This is a genomic window from Alteromonas sp. R7, from assembly GCF_055755235.1.
In genome coordinates this window covers 137,461-153,039 of the sequence record NZ_JBVTQX010000004.1, presented here as the reverse complement: position 1 = coordinate 153,039, position 15,579 = coordinate 137,461, and the positions used below count along the sequence as shown (strand labels likewise).

Here is a 15,579-nt window from a genome sequence, read left to right as displayed (position 1 = left end):
TCCATAATTTAGAGTGGGGGTATATATAATTATTGGAATTTTTAGTTCGCTCAACTTCCGATCCTTGTCTGTTGAAACCCGTCAGTGCTCGCTGTAGTTAAGCTCCGAGCCAAAAGCAGAAGTTCAAATATTTGTAGTTGAAAGGCACAAGAGTACGTAAAGCGGACGTTGGGCAATCAAGCCAATAAAGACTTTTCATGTTCATAAGCCGCCGCTCAAAGGTGATAAATTTGAGGCTAATGTAGAGCGAAAACTTTGATTGACTAGTTTTTATCGACTTTGAAAAAAGTATAGTAGACCATCCGAAATCGAATGTCGCCAGTTCAGATGTGCGTGTCCTCCATTATATTCTCTATACTCAACTTCATATCCTTTAAGCTTTAATATATCTCGAAACTGTCGATTCGTACCGACTCTTGCTAACCCAAGGTCATATAGCCCCACATCGATATAAAAATCGATGGGCAACGTCTCTGCATCCATATATTCTTTCAGTATTTTCCCTTCAAATTTAGGGTAAATGGGCCAATTCTCTTTTTTCTGTAACGTGTAGTAAAAAGAACCTGATTGAGATAAAACGCCGTTGACTTTTTCAGAATGCAAGAATGCTGTAGACGCCGCTGCGTATGCAGCGCGGCTAGGACCAGAAATAACTACTTTTTTAGGTTCAACTTGATACTTTCTTGTAACGGTCGACAATACTTCCTTTACAACAAAAGAAGGAAATGCTCCATTGAGCAAGTCTTTGGATCTATCTTTGTTTAGTACAAAAATGGCAATTACAGGTGTAATTTTTTGTTGTGAATGAAGATTATCAAGAATGGTAGGTAATGGTGTCCATCCCTTCCATTGCTCGTCATAACTCGCATTTACGGCAAAGTTTTCACCATCGAGTTGTATTAGAATATTGTAAGAATTATCAGGCTCATATGTTTTTGGTAAGTAAACAAAGACATCGCGAGCACTATTCATGTATTTACTTTCGATGCTTATTTGTTCGAGAACAACTCTAGTATCACTATTATGAAATACATTTTGAGAAAGTGGCGCATCTGGACCAATTACTGAGCCATCAAATACGTGCTCAATCTCGGTTTTGTAAAAGGCTGTAGTCTCAGTGGATATTTTTTTGAATTCGTTGATACCGTAGTTGAACCACGCATTGCTTGGTATTCGTTGAACACAGTAATAATAATCACTATCTCCAATTTGTTTAAACCGTAAGCCGTAAAAATCCGGACCTCCAGACTGCATAAAGTAATCTGTCAGCGTTGAGCCTTTGGCAAAGTAAGTGACCGTGGAGAATTCAGGATTTTCTAGATCGCGTTCAACGATGTGCATTTCCTGTAGTGAATCGAAAAATTTAGAAAGTGAAGTCTCGTCCTTTTTATAAGCTAGAAAAATCTCAATAAGTTTTTCCGTTGGGTATTCTTCCTTAATTTGCTCCCTTAGCTCTGCATTCGCATTAGCGTCTGTCGATATGTTTATGAAAAATGCGAAGCTAATAGCAAAAAAAATCCATTTCAATAGCTTGTTCCTTTTGGAAAACATTCAAATAAGTACAACCATTAAAACGAAGCTAAAAAAGCCAACTACCCAATAAAAGTGCGAGCGTCGCCATTCTGCCTGTTTGCGTCTCTCATGAATTCACGCGCGACCGTCCGCTCTTTGTCTTAAGGTGCCTATGGGCTTACAGGTCTTCTGTGTACGTCAAGCGGACATTTCTTACCTTTTCCCACGTAAACAAAGTGGATAGTTTTTCAGTGGAGATGGGTGGTACTATGATTTCTCAGTAATAATCTATTAAATTTCTCAAGGAATGCGAGTGTTTAATCTAGAGAAGTCTTCACTATTTTTTGAAGGAATGTCTAAATCTCATCCTGAGTTGGTGCAGAATATTGAAATTGTTCATGAGAACAGAGACTCACTGGATGTTTCCTATCATAATCCCAAGCTGTTTATTTTAAACTTAAATAACTCTCTAAGGTCATTGCTATTTTTTATAGAGACTGCAATTAAGAACTCGCCAACGTGGTTGAATTCCTGCGTAAACTTGTATCGCAGAGAAAACCAAGAAGACTATGAAATCTTAAAGAAACTTAGAGATGTCAGTGCGCACCAGGCCCTTATTTTTCCAGCAGAGTCAATAATTACTGGTCTCTTTAGAATAAAGTCATCCCAAGACTACCTCGCTAAAATAGGGATGGGTGATTTAAGAGCACCGGGGAGTTATTCCTGGGACTTAGCGATGAAAAACACAGATGAAATATTTCATGACCTTCTAGTTTTTCATAATATGGCATTTATGGATTTAGAGCATGGAGAGCCTGGCGAATGCTTAGGAATATCAAGAAAATGGTTCTTCCATGTGAAATTCAAGAATAAATCAGGTAGCTACGATAAGATCGTAGACGTATACGACCTAATATGTAGGTTTTCTGAAAAATTATTAGATGCGGTGTGTTTGTCATACGCAGAAGAGGTTGGCATTCAATTTAGCCCTCCATTTCATCATGAGATGAAGGAGTTTAATTGCATTAATACCCTTCTCGAGATCGATCTCTATCCATCGCTTTTCAGTGAGTGGTGGGGAGGCAAAGTATCCCCTATGAATTATGGCGTTCGTGTTCTTAAGAATAAAGGAGATGCTATAACTGCCTACGATGAAGTGCATAAAGAAAGCTATTCTAATTTGTGCTCGAGCCCTGCTGCTTATAAGCAGGCATTGCTTAAATATAAAGATATGAGCTATGAAGAGTATTTCAAAGATTGTAACGTAAATGAGTTTTACTCATTCATATATTTTAATCACTGGCACTATAAGAAATCATTTGGCGGAGGGCTAGATACGCCTATTCAACCTTCCGAGATTATGCATTTACAGCGGCTTGGTAAGATTTTTCTCACAGAGTACCAGAAAGAAAAGTTGTGTACGATTATGTCTACCAGTGAAGACTTAAAGGCGCATTTTGAAGCACTTGCAAACAAATTTTAACAAACGCATTTTGTCGGGCTGGTTTTCGGTAGCGCTCAAAACCAGCCGCAAATGCAGGCGTTGACCGTCCGGTCCTTGTCTAATGCCGACTGTCAGGGCAAGTTGAGACCTTAAAATCAAAGTGTCAGATTAGATATGAGCCACTACAAATTAATCCATAAAATTATCAACCGTTTCGATTAGCTCATCCACGTTTTCAACCAGTGTTTGACGCTGTTTCTCTGAAAGAGTTGAAAATATCTCGGCCAGTAGCGTTGCCGTCACAGTCATATTATGAGCACTACTTTGCTTGTACACATCGCTTTTATAATTATCCGGATTTTGCATGAGAGCCACCAATTCTTGCTCAAACCTTTCGTTTTGCTTGCGCGAAACGAATAACTTTCTTGCCGCATTTTGAATGTTTCTGCGATACGTTATCCAAGCGTCACCTGTAGAAATAAACTGTTGCGCGTAGGTGCTAACAATTTGTTTTTGCTCTTTACTTAGATCTCCAATACGCTCACTTATTGTTTCTTGTATTCGCTCGATTCTATCTTTAAGTCTCTGTGCTTCAGACTTTTCCAGCGCCTCTTGTCGCTCTTCCTCTTCTTCTTTGTTGTCTTTTTCTAAAGCCGCAAACAGGGTGACAACTTGTTCATCATCGAGTGTTTTAGCAATAGCCGCTAATTCAGGACTGACCTCGTCTCGTACGCGCTCCCAATGCGATCTAGCTAGCTCAAGGTTGTTATAAACAATACTCGAATTAAGGGTGTCATTCTGAATCTGCTTTTTTATATCCTCTAATTGCGCTTTATAACGAGTAAGTTCACTCTTCTTGTGCCAGCTCAACCAGTTTTGTAAATGCGCATCAAACTTCTCCTCTTGCTCATCTTTAAGCTCGATGTAGTCGTCCATGTACCAATACACCCACCAATCTAGGTTGTTATAGGCCAGCTTAGAACTGCATGAAGTAAGAAAAATAATAAAGACAACAACCAACAATGAACGCATAGTGTTTCCTTTTTTTACGTTAGTTACGTCGTGACAAGCAAAAACGCTTATTGCTGTGTACTGAAAAATTGAATTTTACTTTGATATTACGCAATAAATATCCGCAATAGAGAACTTTACGTTGCACAGCCTTTACTCTACTTTAATGGCATTGCCTGTAAAAAGAAGGACTTTAATGTGTCAAAACGTGTCGCAATTTTAACCTCTGGTGGCGACGCCCCAGGTATGAATGCATGTATACGTGCCGCAATTATTGCGTGTCAGAAAGCTAATTTTACCTTACTTGGCTACAAGCACGGCTACAACGGATTACTACAGCAAGAGTTTATTCCTCTATCTCTTGATTCAACGCACAATCTTATCCAGCAAGGCGGCACCATACTACACAGCGCAAGGTGTAAAGAATTTAAAAATCGTGAAGGGCTTATCAAAGCGGCTGATAACTTGAGACAGGCCGAGATCGACACACTTATTGTAATCGGTGGTGACGGATCTTTTCGCGGCGCAGCAAAGTTGAGCGAACTATGGGATGGCCAGATTCTTGGTATTCCTGGAACAATTGATAACGATATAGCGGGCACTGATGCCACTATAGGCTACTTTACCGCAATAGATACCGCCATGAGTTCTATCGATAAAGTTCGTGATACAGCTGATGCGTTCGAACGTATTTTCCTTGTAGAAGTAATGGGTCGCAATGCTGGCTTTTTAGCATTAAATGGTGCCCTTTCCGCGGCTGCTGACTATGTGGTTGTTCCTGAGTTTTTTGAATCCGCTGAGACTGAAATCAAAAAGATCGTAAACCAGATAAAAGCGCAGCGTGCTTTGAAAGGGCCCGTCAGTTTTATTGTTGTAGTAGCTGAAAACGTTTGGCCTAATGGCTTAACAGGATTAACCGAAGCTTTGCAGTATCACAATATCAACGACGTTAGGCCAGTAACCTTGGGACATGTCCAACGTGGCGGCTCGCCGGTAGCACAGGACCGACTGCTCGCCACTACTCTTGGCGAATTCGCCATAAGCTTAGTAGGAAGCGAAGTCACCAACATAATGGTTGGTGAAGTTAATCAGCGCCCTATTACCGTACCTCTACCCAAAACTTGGGAAGAAACAAAACCCCTCAATCAAGCCCGGGTTGACGCTATGCGTACCCTAATGAACGAAAGATACAGCTGCGACTAAGTAAGATGGTTCAGACGCTGTTTAACTTGAAACTTTTATAGATTGTAAAAACAAAAAAGGCGGTGCTTTATAATAAAACACCGCCTTTTAGTACTTAATGCTCAAGCTTCTTTACATCTTCATTGCCGCTTTCACTTTATCACGATGACTGCGACTCACTTTAAGTTCTGTATCATTTTGAAGTATTAAATGATATTCGCCACTAATATGGCTCACTAACTTTTTAACAAAACGGATATTAGCAATAGCTGAACGGTGCACTCGAACAAAGAACTGTGGATTGAGTTCCTGCTCAAGTTCTTTCATGGTTTTGCGCATTATATGCATGCCATCCAGTGCGTGAACGCACATATAATCACCTGCAGCATCAATCCATTGAATGTCTTGAACGTTTACGCGCGTTACTTCTGAGCCATCTTTAATAGCCAATACATCCGGGTATGGATTGGTTTCAACCGGCTCACCATTAGCTAACTTGCGTAAAATCTCTTCGCAATCATCGCCTGTAAGTTCAGCAACAAGGCTTACCAATTTTTGGGACTGCTCATCTTGATGCTGAGTTGAGTAATATTCACGTACTTTGTTTAACGCTGCACCTAAGCGCTCGTCGTCTGCTGGCTTTAACAGATAATCTAAAGCATGCACGTCAAATGCTTTTATTGCGTAGCTGTCATAAGCAGTTACGAAAACGATCATGGGAATGGGCTGTTTCAGTTCGCGCAACTTGTGAATAACCTGAAAGCCGTTTAAGCCTGGCATTTGAATATCTAAAAACACCAAATCTGGACGATGTTGAGAAATGCTACTTACAGCCTCTAGGCCGTTCTGACACTCTGCAAGCACCTGCACATCATCATGACGCTCTAACCTGGCACGAAGGCCCTTGCGTGCTAAAGGTTCGTCGTCCACTACAATGGTTTTAATCACTTGCTTTGTCATGTTATACGTCCTTAACTTCATAGGGAATGCGTATTCTAACTCGCACGCCTGAAGGCTGATTGTGTTCTATAGAGAATGCAAAATTACGATGATAGAGGGATTGCAAACGCTCTTTTATATTGGCTAGGCCTACGCCGTTTTCTCGACTAAGTGTTCCGTCTTTGATATCTGCACCAGGTCCGTTATCGGCAACATCCATTAACAAATCATTGCCAAATGTACGTGCCGTAATCGCTATACGACCACCATTTTCCATCTTAGATATGGCGTGCTTTATTGAGTTTTCAATAATGGGCTGCAAAATCATGCTCGGCACAAGTGCACTTTCACACCCTTCATCGATGTCCCATAGTACTTCTAGACGATCGTCAAAACGTACCTTCTCTATCTCTAGATAGAGTCGTAATGCCTTTATTTCCTGACCTAGCGGTACTCGCTTTATCGGGTCGTTGTCTAATGAATAACGTAGAAAGTCACTCAAACGCGACACCATCGCTTCTGCTGTGTCGTTCTCTTTTAAAAGAATAAGGGTTGAGATAGCGTTAAGCGTATTAAAGAGAAAATGCGGGTTGAGTTGATAGCGCAACATCTTTATGTGAGCTTGGTGCGCCATGGTACTCGCCTTTAACGCGTTCTGCTTCTCTTTTTGAAGCATTTGGAAGTTCTTGATGCCAAAGTACACACCACTCCAACACCCCACCATTATTAGCGAGTTAATAGTGTTGGTAAAATACATATACCATTCGTCTGGGCGATATCCGTGCTTGTAGATTTCCCAGTAGTTAATGTTTTTCACCACGGCCCATAGCAAAGCAATTAAGTAGCACGACACAATCACTATGATGATCATGTTGAGCGGTGATTGCTTTCTTGCCCATCGATAGATGTAGCGAAGCGGAATGGTTAGCAACCATCCTGCATAGGCATTAAGCATGATGATGAAAACCCAAATGGGTCGAACATCATGGAGAAAAGATCCGATGTAATAAATTATTGCGAACCCTGCCCAGCCTGCACTGTGCAATGTCCAAAATAAACGTTCATTACTTTCTATTACGCGCTGAAAGCGACTCACAATATTACCAATTTAAAAACTTATAAGAAGATTATACGCAAGCCTTGCCACGACCCAAGCGCCTTGGTCGTGCCCCTTATGCTTCTTGTCGCAGGGCAAAATCTTGAAATTAGACATGTTTTGGCTATATCAATTCGCTGATTAAGCTCAGTAACTGATATTCATTCTTTTCAGCCAGTGCACCCACCACCAGGCTGGGCCAACCAGCAAGAAGCGCAAATCGTCAAAAAACGAAGGCTTTTTGCCCTCGATATGATGGCCAATAAACTGCAAAATCCACATAACGACAAACAGTACAAGAGAAAATAACCATACTGAGATACTGAAGTGGTCTAGGGTATTAACTGCACCGAAACACAGTATAGTTAAGAGGGTCATTGCAGCCCCAATCGGACCAGACAACATAAAATAATAATACAATACGGGAACCGCTATGATATGCGCCCACGTTATATCGAATTGCGCTATGATTTCAGGTACCGGCAAACTCCAAAGCAAACCTATCGTTACGAAATAGATGCTGGGTACGGCAATAGCATGGATGATAACGTTGGTCTTGTTTTGGTGGCTTTCACCGTACTGCATTAAAAGTCGCTCAATACTTCTCATGTAGATCCCCTTAGCCTGTTATTTTGATTATTATCTAAAGAGCACCCAACTATTGTTTTCCTACGTTAACAATGTGTGTCGGGACAACAGCGTTTTTATCAATTTTTCTTCACAGGTAAAGGCGAGCCCATAATAAACCACATCACTATCAAGCTTATGATTTTTAACTTTTGCAGCAAGCGCTACTTCTTTACCGTCCAACGAATAGTTTAGCTTAACCTCAGCTTCATCGAGCATTACCGGCCAATTTGGCTTGACCTGTAACGCTACTTTGCACCCTTTTTCACTTAAATCTATGATGATCCCCGTTACGTTTTCGTCACTGGGATAAACGTCAGCTTCTAACGTTACTGAAACGCCAAGTTGAGCACGCTTTACAGCGCGAAGCCCTATACTTTCAATACGTTTTGGAAAGGTTGTAATAAGTAAGCCTGATGGCTTTGAAAGCAATTTGAGTACTTTCACTTTAAACGCAATAACCTGGCCAGTATCGCCCTCAAGCACAGAACGCACCACGATATCGTTGCCAACAGTCAGAGCATCCCTAACGGTAATCCACTTCGCCGATGTTGGAATATGAAAAAGCAAACATTCATCAATAAGCATGCCTATGTAGTCAGTCTTCACACGCTTTGGCGCTGCAGGCATAGCAATTTGTAAATCTACTGTATCGCCGGGTACCAGCGTACGCAACGATTCCAAATTATCTTCGCTTAGTAAATTGCTTTGTATTTTTTCAGCCATTTGTATTTGTTATTGCTGGATTTAATGTCATTTAACTCAATGTACGCATCAAACAAAAACTTATCAATACTACGATTGAAAACCATGTTCAATAAACGTAAAAATTGCCTCTTAGTAGCAGGCAATCTATTGGGATTAACTCAATAGGTTGATATAGTTGAGGGATAGTTTTGCTTATCTTTTCGGACGTTTATGACCTCTGCTCTTCGCTATACGTTAACTATTTCCAATTGGCGTGCCCATCAATTTACTGTCGCGCTGCAAATACCTGAGCATTCTGGCTCATCAATTGAGCTTAGCCTTCCAAGCTGGATCCCGGGAAGCTACATGGTGCGCGATTTTGCAAAAAGCATTATCGAGCTAACTGCAAACACTTCTGAAGGTCATAGTACTGAAAATGTTGGCGATAGAAGCGTTTATAGCCTTTCGGTAACTAAGCTCGATAAACAAACTTGGCGTGTAGACACAGATGGAAAACCATGTACGGTCGTTTACTCGGTTTATGCCAACGACTTATCTATTCGCTCTGCTTTTATGAACGACCAATATGCGTTTATAAATGGAACCAGTGCGTTTCTAAACGTTTACGGCTTCGAGAATGTGCCGTGTGAGGTGGACATTGAGCTTAACGACAGCGATTCTGCAACCTCGAATTGGAAGGCTTATACGTCAATGCCTTCTCGATGTGAAAGCACAAGCCCATCTCGGTGGCACTTCGTTGAAAAAAATTACGATGAGCTCATTGATCATCCCATTTATGTGGGTATTGCAGACACTCACAGCTTTGAGGTTGACGGCATTACGTTTACGTTACTTTTCTCAGGTAACAACAATATTGATTATGAGCGCATAGCAAATGACTTAACGCCAATTTGCAAGCACCACCTAGATTTGTTTGGTGCTCCACAACCTATTAATAACTACCTGTTTATGACGCTGCTTGCCGACAATGGGTTCGGCGGTTTAGAGCATAAGTATTCTACTGCCCTTCTTTACCCTCGCTTCGACCTTCCTCAAGTTGGTGAAAGTGTGAAAAAAACCGACAGCTACATCACATTCTTAAGTCTGTGCAGCCATGAGTTTTTCCACACATGGCATGTTAAGCGCATTAAACCTAGCGTAATGGTGAAACCAGACTTATCTCAGGAAACATACACAAATCAGCTGTGGATTTATGAAGGCTTTACCAGTTTCTATGATGACGTCACCCTTGCTAGAGCCGGCGTTATCGAACCACAGAAATACCTCGATATTGTTGCGCAAAATGTCAGTCGACTTTTGCAAAACGCTGGTCGCTCTAAACAAAGTGCAGCGGAAAGTAGTTTCGACGCATGGACAAAGTTCTATAAGCAAGATGCGAGCGCTACTAACAATATTGTCAGTTATTACACAAAGGGTGGCATTATAGCCCTTGGGTTAGATTTACTCCTTCGTAAGCAGTCAAACGAACAAGTGAATTTAGACACCTTGATGCAATTACTGTGGAAACACTATGGCGTAGAGGAAAAAGGTACGCCTGATGACGTGATCCAATCTTTATGCAAAACCCACTTCGACATCGACGTTTCAGAATACTTAAATCGTGTGGTGTATGGCACAGACGATGTAGAATTGGCTTCGTTAGTATCTGAAATGGGCGTTAACTATGCGGTTCGTGCTCGCGTGTCAGGTGAAGATAAAGGCGGTGCCTCCTCGCTGCCTGCCATTAAAAATCAGATTGGCGCCACGTTAAAGCCAGCTACCTTCGGGCTTACGGTAATGCAGGTATTTGAGGGTCTTGCCGCAATGAAGGCAGGTGTTTTTTTAAACGATGTTATCATTGGGTTAGACGGTCATATCGTCAATGCCCAGAAGCTTCAGCGCCTATTAGATAATGCCCAAACGTCGCAGGTAGAGTTAACGCTTATTCGAGACGGGCGGCTTCTAACCCTGCCTCTTGAGGTAACTCAGGCAAGAAAAGAAATGGCTTACTTTGAAATCACTGATGAAGAAAAGCTTAATCAGTGGCTGGGAAAATAACTCCGCCCTGTCGCGTAAAAACTAAAAAGGCGCTTTGAGAGTTTACCTGAAAGCGCCTTTTTCTTTATGACTGTTAAAGCTAAATCAAATTAATGGTTACTGTTCAGGCGACCCCGAAATGATAGTCTGTGGGTCTAAACGAGTGTTGCCCAAATTAATACGCCAATCCAGATGCGGGCCTGTAGAGCGCCCTGTTGAACCTATCGTTCCAATCTGCTCGCCTTGCTTAACGGTTTCACCCACTTCTACCGTTATAGTATCCATATGAAGAAACGTTGAAAACACGCGCATGCCGTGGTCGAGGATCAAGGTGTTACCCGAATAATAGAGATCATCAGCCATTGTTACCACACCATCAACTGGGGCATACACAGGCGTGCCCGTTTCATTGGCGATGTCCAAACCATAATGCGGCCATTTCGGCACGCCATTTAGAATGCGCTGACTACCGTAAACACCGGAAATAACGCCTTTCGCAGGCCACTCAAACCGGGTGAATAATGCATCTAAATCAGTATTACCGCTTCGCGCGTTAGCTACGTTGATATTGTCTTGCTTAATACGCGCCGTCACTTCTGCTGGCGGAGAAACCATTTTTTGCTCTAGCCCGTCAATTCGCTGAATGTTGTATTCGCGTTTTTCAAGGGTAATGTCTCGCTGCCACTTTTGGCCGTTTTCTAATTTTACAACCAACGTTTGCTGCAGTGGCGCTTCCCGTTCAAAGCCAACAACAAATTTTCCGTCTTTATTGGTTTGAACAGTTTCGCCATTAAGCGTTACTTTAGCCCCAGCGGGAGCTTGCCCGCGAAGTAAGGCACCTTGCGTAAACTTACCGTTCAGCGCAACGTTTACTTGCTCTTGACTAGATAACGCTTCTTTTTGGCCGTTTAACTCTACATCTGCGTAAGCAAATGGCATAGAGGCAACTGTGCTAATTGCCACTACACAACTCATTACACGAGATAGTGCGCTATGCAATGCGTTTTTTGAAAGCGTGAATGCCATAGATGTTTCCTTTCCCTATAACGAGCAGTAGTCGAATGTTAACCCTTTACTGTGGCGCCTTTACCTACGCCCTCATAAGCAATAACTTGGCAAACGCCATCAGGCGTGCGTTTCTTCTGTTCTTCAAGCAGATACTGCGCCAAACACTCGACTGTTGAGTCGGTTTCGATGACTTCACAATCTGACTTAGGAATTAATAGTTCAAAATAGCCTTGTGACGACTCGTAAGCAAAACAGTAGTAATCCGCTTCATTTGAAACTTGACCTTTAAGCTTTCTGTCGCTGTACGCTATTTCGTCTTCACGGGTGGCTATATAGATGTCGGCCCAACGGTCAGCCCAATACTGCTGACTTTCAACACACACTTTGCCGTCAAGGATAATATCAATACGCGAACGGTGACCGTGCGCTATGCGCTGACAATTACCGTCGTGCTTTTTAAGCCCGTGGGTATAGTGATAATACGGAGAATTAATGACTTCCTCACGTAAATGCAACGTAATGTTTTCAACGTTTTCTGGAAGATGAGTCGCCAATACTTCTTTTAAGTAAACGCCAACAGATTCCATGTTTATCTCATCAGAATAAACAAATGCATAAGCTTCAGCGGGGCAATGTAGCATGATGCTACGCCCATCAATGCAGGTAAAGCGCGCTTCTACCTGTTCAGAATCGTCGTCGTGAATAACCTCTGAACCGCTGTATTCAGCAGGTACAAGCAACTTGTGATCAACATATTCGTCGATTAGTCGCTTTAAGTTCTTTTTCACGTGACCAAAGTCTTGAACCATGCTCTCTTCGTTGAGCTCACCGTCCAAAATCACATCGACAATCCAGCTTTCCCCTACCATACCGCGCTTTGGGCAAAGGTAAGAGAAGTCCATCACTGTCAAATCATTTACAAATAATTGCATAACACCCTTGAATCGAGTTTATATTCTACTAACTAGTATACGTTTTTTATCTTTGCTTCGCAGCGACTAGTCCATTGAAGATTGGCGATTAAGCTGATCTTTTAAATTAGGTGGAATTCCACGGATTGTTAGCGTATCAGTAGCTGGGTCGTAAAATACCCGATCGCCCATTAATTTGCGTTCGAAGCTAAGCGATATACCACCACCCTGACCGGTAAATTTAGCAAGTTGTTTCAGCGCTGCAGGGTCTGGCTGAATTTCTTTTTCAAGCGGTACTTCCATAGACTGTGTAAACGCAGAAAAGTTACTGCTAGTTTCTTCATTTTGTGGAAGTCGGTTAGCCAGTTCATCTACCGATAAACTCTCGCCCGCATCAATCTTTTCTTTAAAGTACGATTTAACTTCTTCTCTATGCTGGTGCTGCTCTTGCGGGTCTAGTGACTCACTGGCTAGGTAGGCATCAACTGTAGAAATCAATTGTTTATTTTGCTGTTTAACATCAACCAGCTCTTCGCAGCCTACAAACTGCATAAAGAAGTCTGATACCTTACGTCCCATTCTACCTTTAATAAAACTAACGTAACGCTGCTGTTCTGGCTGAATATCCCACTGGGTTAAATCGAACCGTACAGCGAGCTGCATTTTTGCTAAATCCAAGTGTTCACGCGCGGAAAGGTCTAAAGAGTTTGTCACTTCAACGTGCGAGCGGGTATTTAACAATGCAATCATCAAATACTGTGTGGCTAAATACTCATACTGGCAGAAAATAAGAAAACCGGTCTCAACCGTACCCGTTTCTGCCAAAGTGCGAACTAAGCGATTGGTCGCTGATACCGAAAAAGCATGGAATGCATCTTCAACGTTATCACCCGCCTCTTTTTGAATATCCATGTATTGCTTAAGGCCTTCCGCGAACTCTGCTACGTTCTCGGTGCTCTTTTGCGTAGTCGCTTCGCCTTCTTCGTTTTCCACTTTTGCTTCACGGGTAACTTCCGTCACGAAGTGGCCAACCCCTTTTCCAGGTTTAGCATTGAAACTGTGGTTTATTTGATGGGCAAGAAGCTCGATTTCCGGAGTAACAGCTAAGCAGTTGTCACGTGGAATTGCTTCAATTTTCTCTTCTTTGTTTACAATCAAACGATGTACAACAAAGTGATGAATCAGTGCACTCATAGAGTATCGGGTGTCCTGTTGCTTAAAAAGTGTCAGAAATATCCAAAGAATTGCGGGATTTTAGAATGAATGATTGTACTCACTCAAACAACGATTATAATCATTTTACGTGTAAAACCATTCTTTTTATCAAAGAAATCATAAAAAAGAGGCGTAGCAATGCCCCAACAGAGCCGCTATAGCAACGACGAATTCGAAACGCTAATGAATAACGTTATTCTAACCCTTGAAGAAGGCGGTGCAAACCGCGATCTTTCACTTATGGTGTTAGGAAATGTCATTACGCACATTTTAAATACTCAGGTAGCCCCTGAAAATCGCGAAGCCATGGCAGCGCAGTTTGCCGACGTACTCAAGAAAAGCGTTAAAAATAGCTAAGGGATTGCATGATACTTGCCGAATCACCTCGTCGCCAGCGTGTTACTAAACTGGTAAATTGGGGGCATTGGTTTGCCTTGGCGAACATTATCATCGCCATAGTTATTGCCTCGATTTTTGTTTTCTCATCACCTATGCCTGGCACAGGTGTCGGCACCTTGTATCTTCTAGCCAACTGGTTCGGTCATATTGGTTTTATGACCTTTTTTGGCTTTGTCATTTTTATTCTCCCTCTTTGCTATTTGGTTAACAACCCCAGAGTCATAAAGGTCAGCGCGTCTATTATTGCAGCTGTGGGGCTAGCACTCTTGGCTTTCGATGCGTTGCTATTTAATCGCACAGGCTTCCATATTAGCTTTCAGGCCGCGGATTTACTGCGCAGTGAAGCTCAGTCAACAATGGCGATAGAAAGCTGGCAACAGTGGGCATTTTTATTTCTTCTGTTTATCGTTTGGCTTGGCTTCCAGCTGGTCTTAGCCAATGCAATCTGGAAACGTGTTGAACGCTTCACTCGCCATAAAGTGGGCATCCCTGTTACTACATTTTTTGTCAGCTGTTTTGTTACCAGTCACGCTATACACGTGTGGGCTGATGCCAAGTTGTATCAACCTATCATAAAGCAGGACAACATGTTTCCGCTTTCTTATCCTGCGACTGCTAAAACGACGATGTCGCGTTATGGATTGCTTGACTTAGCGGCTTATGAAGAAAGAAAACAACTTCAGTTCAACCCTGATATTCACAATATCACTTACCCAGCCGAGCCGGTTTATTGTTCTATTGAAACTAATAGAAACTTAACCGTGGTTGTCCAGAGTGATAACGAACAGGTGGTGGACTTAAGTAACATCAAGCGCAACACCTTAAACAAAGTAGCCAATTACTATTCGACGGCCAGCAGCATAGAAGGCTTAATGACTACTACGCTATTTGGTGTTCCCGAAATATACCAAGACGCTTTATCTCAAAAGCGTCCGGTGTTATTAGCGCTTCCATTGGGGTCTGGCATGCCGGTCTCTATTCACAGCGATGAAGCGTTGCCGTTGCCTCAATTAGCGGGATATTTGCAACCACTGAGCAACAATCATGATGGTTTGCATATTGCGTTTTTGAAGAGTGCTGATATCGAAAGCTATGTGAAAAACACGTTAGCGCGTAAACACGATGTGATTGTTGCAACTGGCTTTGGTAGCGAAAGTGGCAAAGGCACGCTGTACAGTACCCTTAAACTGAATGCTAGCTTAGCCAGCACGGAAGATTTAGCGCCTACCATTTTAGGAGCATTGGGATGTAACGCCCCTGCTACGTTTTATTCTACTGGCCAAAGCTTACTTTCTCCTTCAAGACCATGGCTAGTTAGCACCTCTGGTGAACGCATTGTTGTGTTCCATGACAATAAGCGTACTGACGTACTTAGTAACGGCAGCTATGAAATAAGCGACATGGCGACCGGCAAGCGCAGTAAAGAAGCGCTAAATGTCGATTTATTAAGTCAGGCTATTAAACACCTATCACGATTCTCAACACAGAATTAAAATTCTGGCGGCAGACTA

General features: G+C 42.2%; 14 protein-coding genes. 5 read left to right on the top strand and 9 right to left on the bottom strand.

Translation table 11 applies throughout. The annotated features are described in order from the left end of the window. Window positions 1-270 precede the first annotated feature (270 nt). Window positions 271-1,527, bottom strand: a complete 1,257-nt coding sequence (locus AC0J2X_RS08330; protein ID WP_039232979.1) for an alpha/beta hydrolase — start codon at window positions 1,525-1,527, stop codon at window positions 271-273. 298 nt (window positions 1,528-1,825) lie between these two features. Here AC0J2X_RS08330 and AC0J2X_RS08325 point away from each other — a divergent pair, with 298 nt between their 5' ends. Continuing rightward, complete coding sequence (locus tag AC0J2X_RS08325) at window positions 1,826-2,995, top strand: hypothetical protein (RefSeq protein WP_069944339.1); 1,170 nt, start codon at window positions 1,826-1,828, stop codon at window positions 2,993-2,995. 150 nt (window positions 2,996-3,145) lie between these two features. On the opposite strand, the gene AC0J2X_RS08320 is transcribed toward AC0J2X_RS08325, so the two are convergent. Next, window positions 3,146-3,988, bottom strand: a complete 843-nt coding sequence (locus AC0J2X_RS08320) for a DUF6279 family lipoprotein (RefSeq protein WP_069944338.1) — start codon at window positions 3,986-3,988, stop codon at window positions 3,146-3,148. Window positions 3,989-4,165: 177 nt separating this feature from the next. Between AC0J2X_RS08320 and AC0J2X_RS08315 the strand changes: the two genes are divergently transcribed. Further along, complete coding sequence (locus AC0J2X_RS08315) at window positions 4,166-5,170, top strand: ATP-dependent 6-phosphofructokinase (protein ID WP_069944337.1); 1,005 nt, start codon at window positions 4,166-4,168, stop codon at window positions 5,168-5,170. 111 nt (window positions 5,171-5,281) lie between these two features. Here AC0J2X_RS08315 and AC0J2X_RS08310 read toward each other — a convergent pair whose 3' ends face one another. The 4 genes from AC0J2X_RS08310 to AC0J2X_RS08295 form a co-directional block, all read right to left on the bottom strand. Further along, window positions 5,282-6,109 carry a LytR/AlgR family response regulator transcription factor gene (locus AC0J2X_RS08310; protein ID WP_014949507.1) on the bottom strand — a complete coding sequence of 276 codons (828 nt, stop codon included), beginning with the start codon at window positions 6,107-6,109 and terminating at the stop codon, window positions 5,282-5,284. Window position 6,110: 1 nt separating this feature from the next. Further along, a complete protein-coding gene (locus AC0J2X_RS08305; RefSeq protein WP_014949506.1) occupies window positions 6,111-7,184 on the bottom strand; it encodes a sensor histidine kinase in 1,074 nt (357 codons plus the stop codon). Window positions 7,185-7,331: 147 nt separating this feature from the next. Further along, window positions 7,332-7,793, bottom strand: coding sequence for an Mpo1 family 2-hydroxy fatty acid dioxygenase (locus AC0J2X_RS08300; RefSeq protein WP_039232973.1), 462 nt, complete (start codon window positions 7,791-7,793; stop codon window positions 7,332-7,334). Window positions 7,794-7,853: 60 nt separating this feature from the next. Further along, the gene (locus AC0J2X_RS08295) at window positions 7,854-8,537 is read right to left on the bottom strand and encodes a PilZ domain-containing protein (RefSeq protein ID WP_069944336.1); all 684 of its coding nucleotides are present in this window, start codon (window positions 8,535-8,537) and stop codon (window positions 7,854-7,856) included. Between the two features lie 192 nt (window positions 8,538-8,729). Between AC0J2X_RS08295 and AC0J2X_RS08290 the strand changes: the two genes are divergently transcribed. After that, window positions 8,730-10,556: a M61 family metallopeptidase gene (locus AC0J2X_RS08290; RefSeq protein ID WP_069944335.1), complete on the top strand. Its 1,827-nt coding sequence runs from the start codon at window positions 8,730-8,732 to the stop codon at window positions 10,554-10,556. Between the two features lie 96 nt (window positions 10,557-10,652). Here AC0J2X_RS08290 and AC0J2X_RS08285 read toward each other — a convergent pair whose 3' ends face one another. From AC0J2X_RS08285 to yejK, 3 genes are all read right to left on the bottom strand, one after another. Beyond that, complete coding sequence (locus AC0J2X_RS08285) at window positions 10,653-11,561, bottom strand: M23 family metallopeptidase (protein ID WP_069944334.1); 909 nt, start codon at window positions 11,559-11,561, stop codon at window positions 10,653-10,655. 38 nt (window positions 11,562-11,599) lie between these two features. Then, entirely contained in the window at window positions 11,600-12,475 is an 876-nt protein-coding gene (locus tag AC0J2X_RS08280) for a 6-carboxytetrahydropterin synthase (RefSeq protein WP_014949501.1), read from the bottom strand. 66 nt (window positions 12,476-12,541) lie between these two features. Next, window positions 12,542-13,648 (bottom strand): nucleoid-associated protein YejK, encoded by a 1,107-nt coding sequence (gene yejK, locus AC0J2X_RS08275; RefSeq protein ID WP_069944333.1) that lies wholly within the window; start codon window positions 13,646-13,648, stop codon window positions 12,542-12,544. Window positions 13,649-13,807: 159 nt separating this feature from the next. Here yejK and AC0J2X_RS08270 point away from each other — a divergent pair, with 159 nt between their 5' ends. Both AC0J2X_RS08270 and AC0J2X_RS08265 read left to right on the top strand, forming a co-directional pair. Further along, a complete protein-coding gene (locus tag AC0J2X_RS08270; RefSeq protein WP_069944332.1) occupies window positions 13,808-14,026 on the top strand; it encodes a YejL family protein in 219 nt (72 codons plus the stop codon). 8 nt (window positions 14,027-14,034) lie between these two features. Beyond that, on the top strand, window positions 14,035-15,561 hold the full coding sequence (locus tag AC0J2X_RS08265; RefSeq protein WP_069944331.1) for a DUF3413 domain-containing protein: 1,527 nt from the start codon (window positions 14,035-14,037) through the stop codon (window positions 15,559-15,561). Window positions 15,562-15,579: the final 18 nt, after the last annotated feature.

Bases quoted from the DNA above. Each gene is read 5' to 3' on its own strand.
- AC0J2X_RS08320 (WP_069944338.1), bottom strand. From the start codon at position 3,988: ATGCGTTCATTGTTGGTTGTTGTCTTTATTATTTTTCTTACTTCATGC.
- AC0J2X_RS08310 (WP_014949507.1), bottom strand. From the start codon at position 6,109: ATGACAAAGCAAGTGATTAAAACCATTGTAGTGGACGACGAACCTTTA.
- AC0J2X_RS08300 (WP_039232973.1), bottom strand. From the start codon at position 7,793: ATGAGAAGTATTGAGCGACTTTTAATGCAGTACGGTGAAAGCCACCAA.
- AC0J2X_RS08295 (WP_069944336.1), bottom strand. From the start codon at position 8,537: ATGGCTGAAAAAATACAAAGCAATTTACTAAGCGAAGATAATTTGGAA.
- AC0J2X_RS08290 (WP_069944335.1), top strand. From the start codon at position 8,730: ATGACCTCTGCTCTTCGCTATACGTTAACTATTTCCAATTGGCGTGCC.
- AC0J2X_RS08285 (WP_069944334.1), bottom strand. From the start codon at position 11,561: ATGGCATTCACGCTTTCAAAAAACGCATTGCATAGCGCACTATCTCGT.
- AC0J2X_RS08280 (WP_014949501.1), bottom strand. From the start codon at position 12,475: ATGCAATTATTTGTAAATGATTTGACAGTGATGGACTTCTCTTACCTT.
- yejK (WP_069944333.1), bottom strand. From the start codon at position 13,648: ATGAGTGCACTGATTCATCACTTTGTTGTACATCGTTTGATTGTAAAC.
- AC0J2X_RS08270 (WP_069944332.1), top strand. From the start codon at position 13,808: ATGCCCCAACAGAGCCGCTATAGCAACGACGAATTCGAAACGCTAATG.
- AC0J2X_RS08265 (WP_069944331.1), top strand. From the start codon at position 14,035: ATGATACTTGCCGAATCACCTCGTCGCCAGCGTGTTACTAAACTGGTA.